This is a genomic window from Desulfosporosinus sp., assembly GCF_014237355.1.
GTDB lineage: Bacteria > Bacillota > Desulfitobacteriia > Desulfitobacteriales > Desulfitobacteriaceae > Desulfosporosinus.
Genome location: NZ_JABZFS010000049.1, coordinates 16,924 through 37,009, shown reverse-complemented (window position 1 = coordinate 37,009; position 20,086 = coordinate 16,924). Strand labels below are relative to the sequence as shown.

The 20,086-nt window shown below is 42.5% G+C and carries 20 protein-coding genes; 18 read left to right on the top strand and 2 right to left on the bottom strand.

From position 1 onward, the window contains the following. The first annotated feature begins 45 nt into the window (after positions 1 to 45). The 13 genes from HGJ98_RS10090 to scpB all read left to right on the top strand — a co-directional run bounded on the left by HGJ98_RS10090 (position 46) and on the right by scpB (position 14,294). Entirely contained in the window at positions 46 to 1,164 is a 1,119-nt protein-coding gene (locus HGJ98_RS10090; RefSeq protein WP_291351001.1) for an acyl-CoA dehydratase activase-related protein, read from the top strand. After that, on the top strand, positions 1,106 to 2,251 hold the full coding sequence (locus HGJ98_RS10085) for a CoA protein activase (protein WP_291351000.1): 1,146 nt from the start codon (positions 1,106 to 1,108) through the stop codon (positions 2,249 to 2,251). Before HGJ98_RS10090 ends, HGJ98_RS10085 begins: the two co-directional genes overlap by 59 nt. Further along, positions 2,241 to 3,287: an acyl-CoA dehydratase activase gene (locus HGJ98_RS10080; protein WP_291350998.1), complete on the top strand. Its 1,047-nt coding sequence runs from the start codon at positions 2,241 to 2,243 to the stop codon at positions 3,285 to 3,287. The genes HGJ98_RS10085 and HGJ98_RS10080 overlap by 11 nt, the downstream gene beginning before the upstream one ends. A gap of 478 nt (positions 3,288 to 3,765) precedes the next feature. Beyond that, positions 3,766 to 5,100: a diaminopimelate decarboxylase gene (lysA, locus tag HGJ98_RS10075; protein ID WP_291350996.1), complete on the top strand. Its 1,335-nt coding sequence runs from the start codon at positions 3,766 to 3,768 to the stop codon at positions 5,098 to 5,100. A 768-nt stretch (positions 5,101 to 5,868) separates the two neighbouring features. Then, positions 5,869 to 7,014 (top strand): LCP family protein, encoded by a 1,146-nt coding sequence (locus tag HGJ98_RS10070; protein WP_291350995.1) that lies wholly within the window; start codon positions 5,869 to 5,871, stop codon positions 7,012 to 7,014. Between the two features lie 104 nt (positions 7,015 to 7,118). Beyond that, on the top strand, positions 7,119 to 7,460 hold the full coding sequence (locus tag HGJ98_RS10065; RefSeq protein WP_291350993.1) for a hypothetical protein: 342 nt from the start codon (positions 7,119 to 7,121) through the stop codon (positions 7,458 to 7,460). Positions 7,461 to 7,730: 270 nt separating this feature from the next. After that, positions 7,731 to 8,198, top strand: coding sequence for a PspC domain-containing protein (locus HGJ98_RS10060; protein WP_291350992.1), 468 nt, complete (start codon positions 7,731 to 7,733; stop codon positions 8,196 to 8,198). Then, positions 8,195 to 8,500, top strand: a complete 306-nt coding sequence (locus HGJ98_RS10055; protein ID WP_291350990.1) for a DUF5668 domain-containing protein — start codon at positions 8,195 to 8,197, stop codon at positions 8,498 to 8,500. The genes HGJ98_RS10060 and HGJ98_RS10055 overlap by 4 nt, the downstream gene beginning before the upstream one ends. Before the next feature lie 90 nt (positions 8,501 to 8,590). Further along, positions 8,591 to 11,140: a CBS domain-containing protein gene (locus HGJ98_RS10050; RefSeq protein WP_291350988.1), complete on the top strand. Its 2,550-nt coding sequence runs from the start codon at positions 8,591 to 8,593 to the stop codon at positions 11,138 to 11,140. A 14-nt stretch (positions 11,141 to 11,154) separates the two neighbouring features. Beyond that, on the top strand, positions 11,155 to 11,802 hold the full coding sequence (locus HGJ98_RS10045) for a site-2 protease family protein (protein ID WP_291350987.1): 648 nt from the start codon (positions 11,155 to 11,157) through the stop codon (positions 11,800 to 11,802). 185 nt (positions 11,803 to 11,987) lie between these two features. Beyond that, positions 11,988 to 12,962 carry a tryptophan--tRNA ligase gene (trpS, locus tag HGJ98_RS10040; protein WP_291350986.1) on the top strand — a complete coding sequence of 325 codons (975 nt, stop codon included), beginning with the start codon at positions 11,988 to 11,990 and terminating at the stop codon, positions 12,960 to 12,962. Beyond that, the gene (locus HGJ98_RS10035; RefSeq protein WP_291350984.1) at positions 12,963 to 13,733 is read left to right on the top strand and encodes a segregation/condensation protein A; all 771 of its coding nucleotides are present in this window, start codon (positions 12,963 to 12,965) and stop codon (positions 13,731 to 13,733) included. Positions 13,734 to 13,739: 6 nt separating this feature from the next. After that, positions 13,740 to 14,294, top strand: coding sequence for an SMC-Scp complex subunit ScpB (scpB, locus tag HGJ98_RS10030; protein ID WP_291350982.1), 555 nt, complete (start codon positions 13,740 to 13,742; stop codon positions 14,292 to 14,294). 110 nt (positions 14,295 to 14,404) lie between these two features. Here scpB and HGJ98_RS10025 read toward each other — a convergent pair whose 3' ends face one another. Next, positions 14,405 to 15,346: a DUF4474 domain-containing protein gene (locus HGJ98_RS10025; protein ID WP_291350980.1), complete on the bottom strand. Its 942-nt coding sequence runs from the start codon at positions 15,344 to 15,346 to the stop codon at positions 14,405 to 14,407. 56 nt (positions 15,347 to 15,402) lie between these two features. On the opposite strand from HGJ98_RS10025, the gene HGJ98_RS10020 reads away from it, so the two are divergent. The 3 genes from HGJ98_RS10020 (at position 15,403) to HGJ98_RS10010 (ending at position 18,511) form a co-directional block, all read left to right on the top strand. Continuing rightward, positions 15,403 to 15,627 carry a hypothetical protein gene (locus HGJ98_RS10020; RefSeq protein ID WP_291350978.1) on the top strand — a complete coding sequence of 75 codons (225 nt, stop codon included), beginning with the start codon at positions 15,403 to 15,405 and terminating at the stop codon, positions 15,625 to 15,627. Between the two features lie 261 nt (positions 15,628 to 15,888). Then, entirely contained in the window at positions 15,889 to 16,485 is a 597-nt protein-coding gene (locus HGJ98_RS10015) for a DNA-3-methyladenine glycosylase (protein WP_291350977.1), read from the top strand. A gap of 61 nt (positions 16,486 to 16,546) precedes the next feature. Beyond that, entirely contained in the window at positions 16,547 to 18,511 is a 1,965-nt protein-coding gene (locus tag HGJ98_RS10010; protein ID WP_291350975.1) for a bifunctional UDP-sugar hydrolase/5'-nucleotidase, read from the top strand. Positions 18,512 to 18,608: 97 nt separating this feature from the next. Here HGJ98_RS10010 and HGJ98_RS10005 read toward each other — a convergent pair whose 3' ends face one another. Beyond that, positions 18,609 to 18,734: a hypothetical protein gene (locus HGJ98_RS10005; RefSeq protein ID WP_291350973.1), complete on the bottom strand. Its 126-nt coding sequence runs from the start codon at positions 18,732 to 18,734 to the stop codon at positions 18,609 to 18,611. A gap of 191 nt (positions 18,735 to 18,925) precedes the next feature. On the opposite strand from HGJ98_RS10005, the gene HGJ98_RS10000 reads away from it, so the two are divergent. Together HGJ98_RS10000 and ytfJ are read left to right on the top strand one after the other, a co-directional pair. Continuing rightward, positions 18,926 to 19,591 (top strand): DUF2953 domain-containing protein, encoded by a 666-nt coding sequence (locus HGJ98_RS10000; RefSeq protein ID WP_291350971.1) that lies wholly within the window; start codon positions 18,926 to 18,928, stop codon positions 19,589 to 19,591. Between the two features lie 5 nt (positions 19,592 to 19,596). Further along, positions 19,597 to 20,040 carry a GerW family sporulation protein gene (gene ytfJ, locus HGJ98_RS09995; RefSeq protein ID WP_291350969.1) on the top strand — a complete coding sequence of 148 codons (444 nt, stop codon included), beginning with the start codon at positions 19,597 to 19,599 and terminating at the stop codon, positions 20,038 to 20,040. Positions 20,041 to 20,086: the final 46 nt, after the last annotated feature.

Here is a 20,086-nt window from a genome sequence, read left to right as displayed (position 1 = left end):
AAAAAATCTTACAATTTGGAAGGTATATGAAAGGATGCAAGCTTAGTGAGAATTGGGTTTCCACGTGCTCTATATTATTTTGACTACTATCCTTTTTGGGCTGGCTTTTTTCATTGCTTAGATATTGAAGTAGTGACTTCACCGCCCACCCATCGACAAATTATGGATCAAGGTTTGAAAAAAGCTAGTGATGAGACCTGTTTACCCCTCAAACTTTTAGCAGGACATATTCAAGCCTTTAAGGATGTTGATTGGATTTTTCTGCCCCGTATCGTTAGTGTCGAGGCAGATACTTACACCTGTCCGAAATTTCTTGGCATTCCGGAAAGCATGCTTCCGGCCATTCCTCCAGGAATGTCCGTCCTAACCGTCAATCTAAACTGGCGAAAGGGTAAGCGTCAGGTACTGAAGGACCTGGAGGTTTTGGGAGAGCAACTGGGTAAAAGCAAGGCCGATATACGTAAGGCCTTCAGCCAAGGTATAGAATGGCAGCAAAACTATCAAGACTCTATGGGAGCAGAGTGGAATTTTGAGGAGAGTATCCGAGAAATTAACCGGGCTAGGAAGAACTCAACGGAAAGTGATCAAGTGCCCACCCTCGTTAGATTGAAAGACCGTGTATTGGCAAAACTGCCAGCCAGGACATCCAAATATACGCCTGAGTCTCGGATAGTTGATCAGAAGACTACGGAACGTCTGAGAATTGGTTTAGTTGGTCATTCTTATTTAACCCACGAGTCCTATGCCAACCTAAACCTTCTTAAAAGGCTTCGAGAGAAAGCAACGGTTGAATTAGTTCAAAACGTTAATCAAGAAGAAGTAAAGAGACATTTATCTGGACTGAGGAAAAAGTTATTCTGGAGTCACTCGAAGCAAATCTATGGTGCGGGTAAGAAGTTTGTTGCGGATCAAAAGGTTGATGGAATAATATATCTTACTTGTTTTGGATGTGGAACGGACTCTATGGTACAAGAACTTGTATCACACAAAGCTAGAGAACAACATAAACCCTATATGGTGGTTACTTTAGACGAACATAGCGGTGAGGCGGGTTTAGTCACTCGGCTGGAAGCATTTTTGGATATGGTGGAAAGGAGGAGGGCCCATGAAGGTTACGTTTCCACATATGGGGAATGCTTGGATCGTAATTCAAACACTGTTTGAATCCCTCAATGTTGAGGTCGTAGTCCCGCCCTTCAATAGTAAACGGACGTTAAATTTAGGTACAAAATTATCACCAGAATCCGCCTGTTTACCATTAAAATTAAACCTTGGCAATTATCTGGAGGCCGCTAGCCAAGGAGCGGACACGATTGTAATTACTGGAGGAATTGGCCCGTGCCGATTTGGCTATTATGGGGAAGTGGAACGACAGATCCTTCGCGACGCTGGGTATAACTACGAAGTTGTTACACTTGAACCACCTGATGGAAGTTTACTGGGCTTGGGCAAACGTATTCGTTTTTTAGCTGGATCGAAGAATTCCTGGACAAAGATTTTAAAAGCTATGCGATTTGCCTATTTAAAAAGTGTTGCTTTAGACCGAGTCGAAGATTTGATCCACGCAGCTCGACCGAGGCTTCCAGAACCTATCCTTACAGAAAAATTATATGAACAGGCCAGGGAGCGGCTTGCCCAGACAATGTCGGAAAAAGGGATTCAGGATACGGTTCGTTGGGTGCAGGAGAGCATTCGTGAACGTCAAGAGGCAGTCAATAATTCAGAGAGAATTAATAAACCCTTGAGAATTGGAATTGTTGGTGAGATATATACAATTCTTGATCCCTTTAGTTCAGTGGGTATAGAGGAAGAACTCGGACGCTTAGGGGTGGAAGTAGATCGTTCTATTTATCTTTCAGGGTGGGTCGGAAGTCATATCTTTCGAGGGATCGCACCAGGCTATCGCTCAATTAGATCCTATCCTAGGCATGCTAAGCCCTTTTTGCCGCATTTTGTAGGGGGGCATGGTGTGGAAACTGTTGGTGCTGCCGTAAAGTATGCACGGGAAGGGTATGATGGAATCATTCAAGTGTTTCCGTTGTCTTGTATGCCAGAAATTGTAGCAGCCAGTGTTTTGCCGAAGGTTCAAGAAGCTTATAATATACCGATTATGACGCTTATCGTCGATGAGCATACGGGTCATGCAGGAATACAAACTCGCTTAGAAGCCTACGTTGACCTGCTTGAACGTCCGCGTCATCTGCGAGAGAGCATTGAAACAAGAGAAGGAGTGTTAAGTGTTGGTGGATGATAAATACTTTCTTGGTGTTGATGTTGGGTCAGTTAGCACAAATATGGTCTTACTCAGACCGGACAATACCGTGAAAGAAGCGCTTTATCTAAGAACACAAGGACGTCCGATGCAAATCATTCAAGAAGGGATTAAACAAATTAGGTCTAAGATAGGGAAATCAGCTGAAATCATCGGCGTGGGAGCTACTGGCAGTGCCCGTCAGCTTGCGGCAACGTTATTAGGAGCTGATGTGGTGAAAAATGAGATAACGGCTCATGCAGTAGCCGCTTCTAGAGTTAACCCTCAAGTGCAAACCATCCTTGAAATTGGCGGACAGGATTCTAAGATCATTATTCTCCGAGACGGTGTTGTCTCCGATTTTGCCATGAATACCGTTTGTGCAGCCGGAACAGGATCGTTTCTTGATCAACAGGCCTCTAGATTAGGAATTAAGATTGAGGAATTTGGTCCTCTAGCCCTTGAAGCGAAAAATCCGGTTAGGATTGCCGGACGCTGCTCAGTTTTCGCGGAATCCGATATGATTCACAAACAGCAGCTAGGGCATTCACTTCCTGATATATTAGCAGGACTTTGCCAGGCCATGGTGCGGAATTATTTAAACAATGTCGGTAAAAACAAAGACATTCGAGGTCCTATCTTTTTCCAAGGGGGTGTGGCTGCCAACCCAGGCATATGTAAAGCCTTTGAAGAAGAGATAGGTCAATCCATTATAGTACCCGAAAATTATGACGTCATGGGTGCCTTAGGTGCGGCTTATCTCGCTCAGGAAAAAGTAGGATCACGTCCAGGTACATTGACCCAATTTCGTGGCTTAAATCTAGGTGAGACTCAATTCCAAGCGAAAAGCTTCGATTGTACAGGGTGTGCAAATCGATGTGAAGTTGTTGAGATCACACAAGATGGAGCGAGCTTGGCCAGATGGGGAGACCGCTGCGGCAAGTGGTCGGGTGCAGGGGTTACCGGAACTATTACTGGTACAAGTGAAGTAAACCTAAAAGAAGAAAAACAAAAAGAAGAAAAACGGGGAGCTTAGCGAGTTAGGGATAAGGTTAAACAGAGTGGGTCAAGATGATCCTCAAATTATAAATAGACGGTTTTAGAATATAAGTGATTGCTAAAAAACCGTCTATTTTTACGTATCATAAAGTATAACTTTAGGGTCCTCTTCACTCATGTCATCCTGAGCGCAGCGAAGGACCTAGATCCTTCAGTCGTCCCTCCTTCAGGATGACATAGCGCTTAAGTTGCTTTTATAGCAGAGATGTATAGTAAAAAGACGCGTAGCGTTTTTCTTATCCTAGAGTTCTGAGGTTCACCTGTGCAGATTTTTAGGGGCTATTTCCTATTTAGAGTACTTTTTTATTGCTTGATTTTGAAATTCATCACCGGGTAGCAAAAATTAACATATGGCATGAAGTCTATTATTCTTAATAAGATTTACTACCTCATCTCTTTAGGAGTGTGGCAGAGGTATCGAATATATGAGGACCCTTGAGAAGGAGGCATAAAGTGTGAGGTTGCACGGAACCCAAGTCATAAATCAGCAGGGTCATTTGGAAATAGGCGGATGCGATACGGTTGAACTGGCTAGAGAGTTTGGAACCCCCTTATACATCATGGATGAAGCCCACATTCGTGACACTTGCCAGCAATATCATCGTTCCTTTGTCAGAGGTATGGAGAATGCAGAAGTTATTTATGCATCAAAAGCATTTTTAACCTTGGCAATGTGCCGAATTATTGAAGAAGAGGGTTTAGGTTTAGATGTGGTCTCCGGGGGAGAGCTCTACACGGCCCTTCAAGCTAATTTTCCAGTGAAAAATATTTACTTACATGGCAATAATAAGTCCAAAGAAGAATTGTCGATGGCGATCAATTCCGGAGTAGGGAGAATTGTCGTTGATAATTTTTATGAGATGAGCCTACTCAATGATTTAGCTAAAGAGTTGAATCAACAAGTTGACATTCTCCTTCGCATAACCCCTGGAATTGAAGCGCATACACATGAGTATATACAAACAGGTCAAATCGATTCTAAATTCGGTTTTACGTTATCGGACGGTACTGCAGACCAAGCACTCGATTTAGTGTTAGATTACTCCAATCTCGTGGTTAAAGGGCTTCATGCTCATATCGGGTCGCAGATCTTTGAATTAGATTCCTATCGGCATGAAGTTCGGATTATGATCAAGTATATGGCAAGTGTTTATGCGCGCAGGAATTGCCTTCTACAGGAATTGAACCTAGGTGGGGGATTTGGGATATACTATGCCTCTGGTGATGAACCCGCTAAAATATCGGATTATGCTAGAACGGTTCAAGCTGCTGTAGAGGAGGCTTGCCAAAGTTTGAATTTCCCACGCCCTAAAATTATAGTTGAGCCGGGGCGTTCAATCGTGGGAACAGCTGGAATAACCCTTTATTCAATAGGTTCAATCAAAGAAATTCCAGGGATTCGTAAATATGTTGCCGTTGATGGAGGTATGACAGATAATCCTCGTCCTTCACTTTATCAAGCCCGTTATGAGGCAGTTGTTGCGAACCGATCGAATGAAGAAGCAACGGAGACTGTTTCTATTACAGGAAAGTGTTGTGAGTCCGGAGATATGTTAATTTGGGATATCGATTTGCCAAAGATAAACTCGGGGGACCTGCTTGCCGTTTTATCAACGGGGGCCTATAACTATTCTATGTCCTCCAATTACAATCTGCTTCCACGACCGGAGGTTATCCTGGTAAAGGACGGTCATGGGGATGTCATTGTAAAACGTGAAACTCACTCGGATTTGTTGAGAAACGATGTTTTGCCTGAACGGTTAAAGCAAGTGCAAATAGCAAGCAGATAACTTCTTGATCTTTAGTTGAAGGAGTCCAGTTAGAAAACTTAAACAAGTAAGGTTATGACAGAACCGGGATGGCACAGAAAAGGACGTATGCACGTTTAATTAACGTAATACGTCCTTTTTTGTGGACGAACAATGACAAGATCGAGGGCAACCAAGATAAGGGTTGCGATCAGAACAATGACCAATCCTTTAGAGGAAACCGTTGGTGCATAAGAAAAGGCGGGAACAGAATAAGAGGAGAGGGGAATAGGGGAAGGGCTTGGGTATCCGGATGGGGCAGGATAATAAGGATAAGGTTGCGGGGCATAGGGCTTGGGTGATAGAACGCTGTAAGGAGATTGAACTCTGTAGGAAGATTGAGGAGTATAGAGAGAGGGTGTAGGGTGATAGGCGTTGCTTCTATTAGCATTGACTTGTTGCGGGGGATAATATGTGGGTGTGGATCGAGTTGAGTAATGATGAAAGAGGCATGGATTCCTTAGAACAGGTGTATTGACACGGGAGTATCCATGATTCAATTCACGTCTCCCCTTTCTAATTGAACATCGGTTTTGTAAATACCAAGATTAAGAAATCAAGACTGAAGCTCTTGTATTGGTATTATATGTATATATTTTCCAAACTGCTACCTTTTGTAAAGAATTCAAAATCAAGATCGTAACAATAAGGGTTTCCAAGATTATTCTCTTTTTTTTGCTACAGATCAGGAATATTTACGAGGAGATTGTTTGATGCTAAAGGAAAAGAGTTAGAATGGAGTGGACTCGGATGAAAGAAACTAAAAACTCTGCTAAAACGCTTTTCCGGGTCATTGAAGTCTACACAAAACCCTTACTGCTGGGATTCTTTTTAGGAATGAGCTTAGTATTAGGGTTTTTCCTGGCAAATCAGGTTATTGGAAATGAAAAAACCCCTCTTACTCTCGCCAAGATGAGGGAAGAATCAAACCGACTGGAAAAGGAAAACCCAATCGAAACAAGTTTAGTCGATCAAGGTGAGACAAACTACAACCAAATAACAGAAGAAGCCCAAGATATAGAAGACCTTGAGACAGAAGCTTCCAGGTCTAATGATAGTCCAGATCCGATGCTTCATAATACTAATGATGACGTTGAAGAGACAATCCTCGCCTATAATAAAAAGCACTTTTCAGTACTCTTAGTAGGTGTAGATCAACGACCTAATGAAACAACCATCAGTAACACGGATACTCTTTTGGTAGCCAGTATCAATACTGAGAATGGTCAAGTCACTCTTCTCTCTATCCCCCGAGATACACAGGTTAATATTCCTGGTTATGGGAAGGGGAAAATCAATGCTGCTGCACGATTAGGTAAAGGTCTTAAGACAACTGAAGCCCTAGTTGAAGAACTAATAGGCCAACCTATCGATGGCTATGTTCTAACGAATTTCACAGGATTCAAGTCAATTATTGATACTCTTGGAGGAATCACTCTTACGATTGATAAAGACATGTATTATGTTACAGGAGACAAGGAAGATGGTATTATCAACTTGAAAAAGGGTACTCAGCGTGTAAATGGCACTCAGGCCTTACAATATGCAAGGTTCCGTCAAGATGCTTTGGCAGATATTTCAAGAACTGCACGGCAACAATCCGTTCTAAAAGCAGTTCAGAAGGAGTTTCTGCAAGTTAAGACCTTGCCAAAATTGCCGGGGCTGATTTCACAGATTACCAAATGTACAGAAACCAACCTTTCCGTAGGGCAACTTTGGTCACTGTCAAATATTTTGCTGCGCTTTAAAAATCCAGACATTAACTCTCAGACCTTACCGGGTAATTTTCTTATTGAAGAGGATGTTAGTTATTGGAAAGTAAATCCTCGGAAGGCACCTGCCCTTGTAAAGCGGTTAATAGAAGAGGGGAAAACAGCTTCAGTATTTTTTCAGTAGGGCAATCCACAAATTTTCCCCCAATACAGTCCCTTGTCATTTTAGTTAAACGGTTATATACTATATAGGATTCATTTTGAAGGTAAATTTTTGGAGGGTGGACATTGGATAAGCTGCTTGAGAAGTTGAAAGAATACTTACACATGGAGACGGAAATTCCCTTTGAGGAGTTTTCCCAGTATTATCAGAAACTAATTGCTGAACTAAACCTAACGTTTAATGACCTGGATAATGATGCTCGCGTAAAGGCTCTCTATATTTGTTCCATCGTGCAGTCTAATGCGGAAGCACGAGCAAAAGAGAGTAAAGTCAATGCCAAGGCTTTCAAAAAAATGAGTGCCAAAAGCGGATTTTGGGCAGATGCTATTAAGTTCAACTTAGGCAAAAGTGGAATGTCTCCTGAGGAGATTGAAAAAGCGACAGAAGAAATTAATGAGAACATTTGATTAATCGATTATCCAAATGAATTGTTGGTTAAAGTTGAAGACCAGACTATAAGACGTAAGTCTCCAATGGAGACTTACGTTACCGAAGAGGATCATAATAATACCACTTGAAGAAGTGGGCGCTGCAAGATAGGATAGATAGAAGAAGTATTACCTACACAGGTAAAAGTTTTCTTCTATTTTTTTAGTTTATCGGAAACATTTCAACCCACTCATTCATACGTAATAAACGTGTAGGTAAAATTTTGACTAAGATATGGAGGAGCGAACATGCCTGAGAGAGTCTATAGGTCGGTGCGAGACAAGATGATTGGAGGGGTTTGTGGAGGTCTTGCTGAATATTTCAGAGTTGACGTCACCCTAGTACGAATTATTGCCCTAGTTGCCTTATTTGCTGGGGGCGTGGGTTTTTTGGCCTATTTAGCAGCTTGGGTGATTATACCTATTGATCCTGCAGAACAAGAACGGTATCCCTATAGACGTGAGGCCGGGGCTGAGGTCAAGGAACTAGTTTCTAATGGCGACGAGACGGCTAAGGAGTTTGGAAGGCCTGAGTATCCTGACAATCGTGAGAATCACGAAAACCGCACGAAAATTGCCGGTGGAATTTTGGTCGTCTTGGGGATCGTGTTTTTGCTTGAGCGCTGGTTTCCCTATTGGTTTGATATGAGTAAGATGTGGCCGATCATTCTCATTTTCCTAGGTCTCGTCATAATTGTGAGGGGGGGAAGAAAATGAGAAGAATCTCAGATAGCCTTAGTCGAGGATTACTCTTAATTGCGTTAGGGATTATCTTCTTTCTGCTCAATTATGGCTACTTATCCTGGGGGCTATGGACACATGTCATCGATTTATGGCCTCTAATTCTTATATTGGCTGGAATCGGATTATTATTTAACCAGCGGATACCCATAAGTACTGTTTTGTTAATTTTTCTATTGTCTATGGTAGTCTATTCGATGGTTGTGGGAGATAAACCATCGACAGGGCAGCTTAAACACCATTTTCCGAATGCTCAATATAGAAATGAAACCTTCTAAGTTGCTGTAAGTAACCTAAAGATGGTATAATTTTAAATATTGACCTAAAGTGGATTGAGTCCAAGAGGATAGGAGTTTGAGGATGTAGATATGGATATCATTTTGGCACATCGCCAAATCGATTTTGATGCGCTAGCTTCTATGGTGGCTGCTCAAAAAATTTATCCAAACAGTGTTTTGGTCATGGACGGGAAACCGAGCGTCTTTGTTCAAGACTTTTTGGCGTTATCAAGAGATCAATTGAGGTTTCGCAGGGCCCAAGATATTAATTTAGAAGAAGTCTCTCGGGTTATATTAGTTGATACTCATGAACTTCATAGAGTAGGATTCTTAGGGGAAAAGGTAGCAAAGCTTCCTGGAGTGGAGGTGGAAATCTACGACCATCATCCTTATGCAGGAAAACTTAAACAAGGCATGGTTATCGAACCCGTTGGGGCTTGCGCAACCCTCCTAGTTGAAAAACTAGCGGAGATGGGGTTACCGTTGAGTAGCTTTGAAGCTACACTAATTGCTATAGGAATCTATGATGATACCGGAAGCTTATTGTTTGATAATACCACAGTACGTGATGTTCACGCTGTGGCTTATTTATTAGAACAAGGTGCGAATTTAGGGGTAATCTCCAAAAATTTGCGTCGCCCGCTCACTGAGGAACAGAAAGAACTCTTGCAACAGTTATTAGATCAGGGACAAACAGAGGTCTTTGATGGACTACCTGTGTATATATCCTATGCTGAGATCGAGGAGTATGTTGGTGGACTTGCTCTATTAGCTCATCGAGTAGGAGAACTTGAAGGCGCAGATACTTGGTTTTTGCTGGTTAAGATGGAGAACAGGGTCTATATTGTAGGCCGCTCTCGAGGTCGTGGTTTGCCTGTTAATGGATTAGTTCAGTTATTTGGAGGTGCAGGACATGAGAGAGCTGCGTCTGCCACCATCAAAGATGCTAAGCTTTCCGAGATCCTGAAAGAATTGCGTTCAGCTATTCGGACTCGTGCAAAACGACCGCATCTTGTGAGAGATATCATGAGCTTTCCAGTTAAGACCGTATCTCCTGAGACGCGGCTAGGTGAGGTTGAACAAATTCTATTGCGCTATGGGCATACAGGAGTTCCGGTTACAGAAGGCCAAAATATAATAGGGATTATTTCCAGGCGTGATGTTGATAAGGCAATTAAACACGGCTTACAACATGCTCCTGTAAAAGGTTTTATGACCACTAGGGTCGCAACAGTAGATGTAGAGGCACCTTGGGATGAAGTTCAGCGACTCATGATTCAGCATGATATCGGACGTTTGCCCGTTGTAGAAGAAGGCAATCTCGTTGGCATTGTTTCTAGGTCAGATGTATTACGCCTTGTTCATGGTGGATCCGTTCCGATTGAAGCACAACTTGCTCGGGAACGCAGTGCTGCTGTGCGTCAGGATATTTTGGATTTGATAGGCCGTCTACCCGAAGAAGTACGAAGTCTTCTTGAAGCGGTGAGAGATACTGCAGGAGAAGAAGAGTGTTCAGTCTATCTGGTAGGGGGGTTTGTCCGAGATTTATTACTTTCCGTTCCAACCCAAGATTTGGATTTTGTCGTTGAGGGCAGCGGTGGTCAATTTGCCCAAGCCTTGATGCGTCGTATACCGAATGGAAAGTTAACTCATCATGTAAAGTTTGGAACTGCCCAGATTATTTTTCCTGATGGAAGCCATCTTGACATTGCCAGTACCAGATGGGAACATTATTCTTTCCCGGGAGCCCTTCCCCAGGTGGAGGAATCTTGTCTACGGGATGATCTGTTTCGGCGGGACTTTACGGTTAATTCTATGGCGATTTGTCTTAATGCTGAGCGATTTGGAGAACTTGTCGATTACTATGGCGGCAGGCAGGATTTACAACAAAGGAAGATTCGCTTTTTGCATAATATTAGTTTTATTGATGACCCAACCCGTATGTTGAGAGCTATCCGATTTGCAGAACGATATAAGTTTAATTTTGCAAAAGAAACTCTTGATGCCTTACATACAGCCATTGAGACGGGCGTTCTTTCCAAGCTCAGTGTTGAACGTTTTACTGAGGAAATCATGCTTATTTTTAAAGAAATGAATTATCTGGCAATGGGCCAATGCCTAGTTCAGAGTGGTTTGTTCAAAGCGTGGTTTGGCGAGGAATTGGCTTGGAATTTTGACCTAGATGATGCTGAGGTGAGTCTCGATTGGTCACTAAATATGAGGTGGTTAGTCTCTGTTTCCAAAATGGAAACCAACCAAATTCAAAGGCTGCTTGAACGAGTAAGTCTAAATAAATCCCTTAGAGATGAAACAAATGCCTTCGTACACTTGCGTGAGTCGTTACAGGAACCCTTAACTTTAAGTGAAATGGATCGCTTATTAAACAAGGCCCCCAAGAGAGTTGTCCTCGCTTTAGCGCGGGATGAACGGTTTAATAAGCGAATAAGAGAATGCCTTGAGGCTGGTCAAAGGATTAAAATGTCCCTTGATGGAAAGGCTCTTATACAGATGGGAGTAAAGCAAGGTCCAGAGATCGGAGAAATTCTGGATCAGGTACGCATGGCTTGGCTCGAGGGTAGGATCAGTTCCTCAGAGGAAGAGCAGGGAATGGCTCGTCAGTGGGTTAATAACCGGCGTTAGAAGGGGGTAGGGATTTGTTCGATTTTAATTTAACGACCATTATTGCAAATATTCCCGCATTAATGATCGGATTTGCCTTTCATGAATTTGCCCATGCTTGGGTTGCTGATCGTTTAGGAGATCCAACTCCACGAAGTCAGGGGCGTTTAACCTTAAACCCTTTCGTACACTTAGATCTGTTTGGAACGATCATGGCTCTTTTATATCGGTTTGGTTGGGCTAAGCCTGTTATAACGAATCCCCATTATTACCGGGGAGACAAAAGACGAGGGCAAATATTAGTTGCTTTAGCAGGTTCGATCATGAATTTGGTCATTGCTTTTGTGCTAATGCTGTTATGGTTTATAACCATGCTTGGGATTCAAGGTTCCGAATGGAGCGGAATTATTTCTCTTGTATTTCAGTCGGCAGTACTTATGAATCTTGGCTTAGGAGTTTTCAATCTCTTACCGATCCCTCCTCTTGACGGTTTTACTGTTTTCGGGGGGTTATTGCCTGAACGATTTGCTCCTCAGTTACGGGTGATTGAACAATATGGTATGATTATCTTAATTGTACTTCTCTTTACTGATATTTTAGGGAAAATCCTTTCTCCCGCGGTCATTGGGATATTTTACGCTTATCAGAAAATCATATCGCTGATATTGACCCCGTTTTTCTAGTGCTATCAGACCCCATGCCGCTGTGCGGGACCACTGATGAAGGAAAGATCCAGTACGCTCTTGTCATTCTGAACGAAGTGAAGAATCTTAAGCCCTAGATCCTTCGCTATCGCTCGGGATGACATCAACATAAACCTATTTTCGGAGTAGAGGTGTCTCTAAATTGTTTAAAGGGGTTGTTTATAGTGAAAGGTAGAATATTTAGTGGAATGCGTCCAACAGGGGCGTTGCATATTGGACATCTAAGTGTAATTCAGAACTGGGTAAACTTACAGAATGATTATGAAAGTTTCTTTTCAATTGTTGATTTGCATGCCTTGACAACAGCATATGAAGATAAGTTGAACTTTCCTAGTTTAAGAAGAGAAATTGCTCTAGATTGGCTTAGTGTGGGAATTGACCCCCAGAAAAGTGCTATCTTTTTACAATCTGATATTAAAGAGCACGCGGAACTTCATTTGCTATTTTCTATGTTTACACCCTTGTCTTGGTTGGAACGTGTTCCAACCTATAAGGATCAAATTCAACAATTAAGTCTGCAGGGCAAAGACTTAGGGACCTATGGTTTTCTAGGATATCCCCTTTTACAAGCTGCTGATATTTTAGTATATAAAGCAAATGTAGTACCCGTTGGAGAAGATCAGCTTCCGCACATTGAGCTTTGCCGGGAAGTTGCCCGTCGTTTCAATCACCTCTTCGGAACCGTCTTTCCCGAGCCCCAAGCACTTGTGGGTAAAGTACCTCTCTTGCCTGGAGTTGATGGACGAAAAATGAGTAAAAGCTATCATAATGCTATCTCCCTTGCAGCTTCTGCTGAAGAGATTAAGACTCGCGTACAACAAATGGTTACAGATCCCGAGAGACTGCGGAAAGATGACCCGGGGCATCCTGAAGTTTGCGTTGTGCATAAATTTCATAAAATCTACACCCCAGAAGTTGCTGAAGTGGAAGAAAAATGTCGCGCAGGAAAAATCGGTTGTGTAGCCTGCAAACGTCACCTTGCAGAGAATCTAGAGAAACTGATCAGCCCCTTTAGGGAGCGACGTGCGTATTGGGAAGAACCAGGACGGGTAGAAAAAGTCCTAGAAGAAGGTGCCCAGCGTGCGCGGGTGACAACCTCGGAGACCATGAAAGAAGTACGCTGCGTCATGGGTTTGTAAATGGAGCATGAAAGCACCAGCCCTCAAGTTGAACTTCCTGCCTACCAGGGTCCTCTTGACTTGTTGTTAACCCTTATTCAACAAGAAAAGGTAGATATTTATGATATTCCTATTGCGCGAATAGCTGACCAGTTTGTGGACGTTGTACGTCAGATGGAATCTATGGACATGGAAGTCACTACAGAATTCCTCGTTCTTGCAGCCCAACTACTTTATATTAAGTCTAGAGAACTTTTGCCAAAACCTCCTAAAAGCGAACAAGATCCCGCTGAGGAGGAGGATCTACGCCAAGAACTCGTTGAGCGGTTAGTTGCCTATCGAGCCTTCAAACAAGTGGCAAAAGTATTAGAAGGATTAGAGACTTCTTCAGGACGATCCTATTATCATGAAGTTAATGTCGAAGGGCTATTGGCCAATGTCAAACCGGAAGATCCCCTTAAAGGGATTGAGTTTGATGATCTTTGGCAAGCATTTTGTAAAGTCATAGAACGCGCAGAGCGTGGAGACGAAATCCGCTATGTTGAGCCGGACGAAATTGCTATCGATCTGATGCTTGCGGATGTGTTGCGTCGGGTTGTGCTTCATCCGAAAGGGATGCGTTTTAGTCAGCTTATGAGAAGTGGCTCGCGCATGGAGATGATTGTCTCTTTTCTGGCCTTGCTTGAACTTTTGAAATCCGGAAAGGTGCGAGCTGAACAAACTACCTTATTAAGTGATATTATGCTGTTTCCAACTAAGAAGGCGTGGGAATTCACGGTAGAGGAGGAGTAGATAGAATTGCTGTTTAGGGAACCGGAAACGGCCGCCTTAGAAGCGCTTTTATTTGTTGCCAAGGACCCGTTAACTCCAGAATTGCTTGTTGAACTACTGGAGTTGGACTTAGCGAAAATCGAAGAGCTTCTTTATGAGCTGCGCAATCGCTACGCCATAGATTCCTGTGGATTAACCCTTCTAGAAATCAATGGCGGTTATAAATTAGGGACTAAGCCTGAAGTAGCTCGTTATATTGAGACTCTTTATAAGCAGCCTGCCCAAGCTCTTTCCAATGCTGCTCTCGAAGTATTGTCAATTATTGCTTATAAACAACCGGTGACCCGGGGAGAAGTGGACTTCATCAGAGGGGTGCAATCTGATCGTGCTTTAGCCACCTTAGTAGAAAAGGGTTTAGTGAAAGAGGTAGGTCGCAAGGAGGGGCCGGGTCGCCCAATTCTTTACGCCACAACGGAACAGTTTCTACTGCATTTTGGCTTAAGATCCCTAGATGATATGCCTAGCTTAGAAATGGCCTCCCTCAGTGAGGCTGAGGCGGCAAGCACAGAAGATTCAAATTAAAGCAATCTCCATCGAGGCATGATGGAGATTGCTTTTACTTTACAGAAACGAAGCCGAAGGCCCACGGTTTAAGTCGTGGGATGAAGGCGGCTCCTGTTTCGTTACTATGATTATTCACCACCACTATTTAGTACCCTATAGGAAAGATACACGGCGAGCATAACTAACACAACACTCAGTAACGAATCATAGATCTCAGCTAATGGCTTAGCCTTTCCGATATTCATAATTTTTCGATACATTTCAGGTGACTCTTTTTCAAGGGCTCCCAGTTTATCTTGCAGATTATCAAAGGTCTTTGTCAATTCTTGGTACTTATCGCATAAGAGTTTGTTTTTCTTTTGTATAAGTCGATCCGTTGAAGGTCTTCTTGTCACTGGTTGTGGTGTATGTGGAATATCAAACCTAAAGCTTACCGTATTACAATAGATTATTAGGTCCTCATCAGCATAACCGGCATTTTTTAGACCCACCACAAAGGCGTCGCGCATGAGTACATCTTTTAAGGTAATATTAATGTTCATGACAAGCTCTGAAGGCTCTGAAAACTCACCCAACTTAAAACCTGTAAGCCACCAGTGTTTTCCTTGTCTTGTAAAGAGTGTCTTACCATTCTTCGTTAAAGTATAGGACATTTGCAAGAGATCCGTATCACTTGCGCAACTGTAAAAGGTACCAATAAAAACACCGGGTATCTTAAGATCTAATGCACCAATATAGACCCCTATTTCGGCACCAGTTACTAAGTCATACTGTCCTTTCCATAAGCCAATCATCCATTTTTTGTCGTTGTATTCAAAGTAAATTGGTTCACAATCTATGATCATCCCCATAGGAGCTGCCGCCTCATCATACAAACGACAGTAACCAACCTTTCTCTGCCAGGGATCCAACGTAGAATAGAAAATATCTTGTAGAGAATCATATGAATAGCCAGCTATTTCGATTAGTTTTTCCAGTTCCTCACTATCCATATCCTGAGATAAGAATCCTAAGTCGTCATCCTTTTTTATGATGTTCATTTCGTCTTGAGATCCTGTCTGAACGGACATACATATCCCACCCCCTATTACATATTATTGGGGCTATGCATTGTACGGTGCATAAATTGTCAAATTTGGTTGTAGTAGTTTTAGCTTATGACACTGTGAAGGATTTGTTAAACCTACGTAGAATAGTTTATCTTATACTTTCAGACCCTCATGCCGCTACTGCGGTACCAGCAAAAGATGAAAAAGGTCCCTTAGGTCGGGCAGCTTCGCCACATCCGTTCACCCAACATTCCGAGGCTCGCCCACTCGCCGGTGCGGGACTTCGCCAAACCTCCGGGTAGTACCTGATGTGAACCCGTGGCTCCGTCTCCCCGCACCGTCTTGTGGACTTTTACCGCCTCTCCATGCAATGGGTTCGCTTCTGTGGACGAAGCTGCCCTGCTTGCTGGTCTAGGGATTCTTCTGCATGTCCTTAAGTTTTTTCAGAGTAGAAAGTATTTACTTGCGTTATTTACTTTTTAAGGTCCCTTCTCGCCGTCCATGGCTACAGGGACAGATGACTTTAACTGGTTTTTATTAGACATGAATCTGGGAGGACAATGATGCAAACATTCCCCTATGGACAAAAGGAAATGGATTACCTAAAAGCTAAAGATAAAAAACTAGGCGCAGCTATCGATAGGATAGGAGTGATAAAACGTGGAATCACACCGGACCCCTTTATTGCGCTTATATCAAGCGTAGTGAGTCAGCAAATTTCGAAAAAGGCTGCGGAAACTGTCTGGAACAGATTAGTTACCTTGCTGGGACAGATTACACCGGAAAGCATCGCTGAAAAAGATCTGTCTGTAATTCAAAGCTGCGGTATGTCGGAGAGAAAAGCGGGATACATCAAGGGGATTGCTGATTCTGCTATAACGGGCAGGGTAGATTTTAAAGGACTTCACAACTTACCGGATCAGGAGATTATTGAAACCCTTTCCTCCCTGCATGGTGTGGGAGTTTGGACCGCAGAAATGTTACTTATCTTTTCATTGACTCGTCCTAACGTTGTAAGTTACAAGGATTTAGCTATCTGTAGAGGTATGATGAACCTATACGGACTCAAAGATCTTCCCAAGGAAAAATTTGAGGGATATCGAAAACGATATTCTCCTTATGGCTCAGTCGCGTCATTATATTTATGGGAACTATCCTAATAATCATGTCAGGTACTGTATTATGAAGTTTTAGCACTTCACCGGAATGAGGTCGTTTAGAATGAAAACGAAACTTCGCTTTGTTTTTTTCGTCATAACTATTTCATTACTTCTAGGATCCACTCATAAATTGACAGCCGCAGATACCGCAGAAACCGGTAAAACCATGACCCTACTTTTCACACATGACCTGCATGATCATTTCAGGCCCTTTAGGATAAATCATAATGGGACAGTCAAAGAATTCGGAGGATATTCACGGTTACAGACGGCAATTAATCAAGAAAAGGAACTTGAACCTGAGTTGCTCTTGGTTGATGGCGGAGATTTTTCCATGGGTACTCTCTTCCAATCGATCTACGCCAGCGATGCACCTCAACTTAGAATAATGGGTCAGTTGGGATATGACGTAGTAACCCTGGGAAACCATGAATTTGACTTCAGAGCCAACGGTTTAGCAGAGAGTCTAAAGGCAGCTAAAAAGAGCGGGGATAAACTACCCCAAATAGTTATCTCGAATCTTTCCTATCCAAGTGATAAAGAGGGCAATTTATCTGAGTCTCTGAGCAACCTTAAGCAATCAGCCCTCGATTATGGTGTGAAAGACTATACAGTAATTGAACGAAACGGTGTAAAAGTTGGAGTTTTTGGTTTGTTGGGTAGGGATGCTGCCTCCAAAGCACCTATGTCGGAGGTTGAATTCACGGATACTATTGAAAATGCAAAACGGGTTGCCAATCAATTAAAAAAAGAAGAGCAGGTCGATCTTGTAGTATGTCTTTCCCATCTGGGTACATGGGCAGATAAATCGGATTCAGAAGATGAAATCCTAGCTGAGAAAGTACCGGAGATCAATGTCATCATTAGTGCTCATACCCATTCGAAGTTAACTGAACCGATTTTGGTTGGTAAAACCATCATCGGTTCGACGGGAGAATATGGGGAGAATCTAGGAGTGCTTAAAATTTCCCAGGACTCCCAGTCGGCTTGGAAATTAGATCGCTATACTCTTAAGCAAATTGATAAGGGTTTTAATCTTGACCCGGATATTACGAAGATGATAGATGATTTTCAAGATAAAGTTCAAGAAACGTACTTGGATAACTTTGGTATGAAGTTTAATGAGGTTTTAGCCAATTCACCTTTTGATTTTGTAGCTACTTCGGAAATCGGGAGCAAACACGCTGAAGATACACTGGGTAACCTCATAAGTGATGCTTTCATTCATGCGGTAAAGCAAGCTGAAGGCGCTGACTATGATCCAATTGCAGTGGCAATTGTACCTTCAGGAACCCTACGGTCCTCTTTTCTGCAAGGAGATATCACGGTTGCCGATACCTTTGCGGTGAGCTCTTTAGGGGTAGGAAAGGATGGCATCTCAGGTTATCCTCTGATAGCTGTCTATTTGACTGGCAAGGAGCTTAAAACAGCTTGTGAAGTTGATGCATCGATTGCCCCCATTATGGATGATGCTCAACTTTATATGTCAGGTTTGAATTTTTCGTTTAATCCTAATCGTTTAATTTTTAATAAAGTTACACAGGCAACCTTGCAAAAACCGGATGGCATGGTTCAAGAGATTGACGACCAAGAACTATACCGTGTTGTTGCTAGTTTATACACGGCCCAGATGCTTTCCGTTGTGGGGGACAAATCCTTGGGACTGTTATCCATTGTACCCAAAATAAAGGATGGTAACCCGATAACTGATTTTGAAGCACAGATCATAACGGATAAGGTCAATGGACGAAACAATGAAATCAAAGAGTGGTTGGCAACGGCTGAGTATCTTAAGTCCTTTGATAAAGTGGCCGGAGTAGCACAGATTCCACAGTATTATAAGGAGATACAGGGCAGGAAACTAGTCGAGCATAATAACAATGTCCTTGCTTTGCTAAGTAAGCCAAATAGTATTGCTCTGGTTGTCTATACCTTCGTTATTCTTGGGAGTATAGGTATAGTGGTCATCATCAAGTACCTGATAAAGCGCTTGAAACACAAAAATAACATGCTGCGAAAGATATAATCTAAAATCCTATCCATAAGCGATAAATGGGTTGTAACAAACAAATCTGATTGTTACAGCCCATTATCTTTTCGACCCTAATCAACCATGCCTAGGATCAATTTCTTCGTTCTAAGGACATGCCGAGCATAATCATACCAAATATAGCAAAGACATGTAAGACAAACCAGCCTGGCTCTAAAAAACTAAATGTACCGGGATCAACTTTTCTCATTTTCATCATAACTAAACCCTCCATCTTCCTAATTAATGATCAAGTTTAGTTTCTGTACCTTTCAGGTTAAAATACGGATTACAACCAGGAAATACTTGCAGAATTTTGTTTATTAAGGAAATTCGTTGAAGAGCCCGATTGAATAATTCTGCATTAAATAGGACATCTTACTTATTTAGGGTCAGTCACTATGAGGATGTATGGAGTACGGAGGGGTTTGGGTGCGGGTTTTAGCGTTTTTCCTCGCTATGGTTCTACTAATACTAATCAGCTTTGTATTTAAAATTCAAGTTGACTTTCGATATCGTCGAATCCAAGAGGAAGACCATATTGATATTAGTTTTCGTGGGTTTAACGGACTATGGCAAGCAAACTATCAAATTCCTACCCTGCAATTAGAGTGGGAAAAGGGTCCCCAGCTTGAATTCGAGCAAGTTGCAGAATCAAAAGGCGGAGTACGTAAAACAACGACCAAAGCGCGAGTTCGCTATTTACGATTGGAATGGTTAAGTCGACTTTGGCTTAATATACCTTACCTATTGAAACACTTCAATCGTGTTAAAAGGAAATTCTACAGAGGGATTCATTGTAAGAAGATCCATTGGAAAGTTGAAATAGGCTATAAAGATGCATGTCATACAGCCATCGCAGCGGGTTCTTTTTGGGCCATGTTTGGCTATGCCCTTGCGTATCTTTATAAACAGGTAACAATGGAGGTAAAATCCCCGGTTATTGAGGTTATACCTCAGTTTAAAAAAGAGGGTTTCTTTTGTGATGTGCAATGCATATTCCATCTAAGAATAGGTCATATTATTCTCGTAGGATTGACACTATTACGAACGTTTAAGCGGGGTAGAAGGGGGTAGACAATGTGGGGAATCATCCTATTGAATCCTTAATGAAAACAGCCATGGAAAGCATCCAACAAATTGTCGATGTAAATACTATTGTGGGGGATCCTGTCGAAACCCACGATGGCTCTGTAATTATTCCAATTTCTAAGGTTTCTTGTGGTTTTGCAGCCGGCGGTAGTGAATTTGCTCCACCGGAGGACAAGGAGATTGGGAATTCCGGAGGCGGTACGCCGGGTCAAGGACCATCTCTTCCTTTCGGCGGTGGTGCTGGAGCGGGAGTTTCAGTCCAACCGGTCGCCTTTTTAGTTGTTGGTAACGGGTCTATACGACTTCTTCCAGTCGATAGTAATGTGGTCGTTGATAGGCTCATTGACACTGTTCCAGATCTTCTGGAAAGAATCACGGGAATGTTTCAGAAGAAAAAAAGAGCGTCTGACGAAATAATTATTGCCCACGAATAACGGATCGTGATTAAAGAATATAGACCAAGCAGAAAGAACGGGAAAG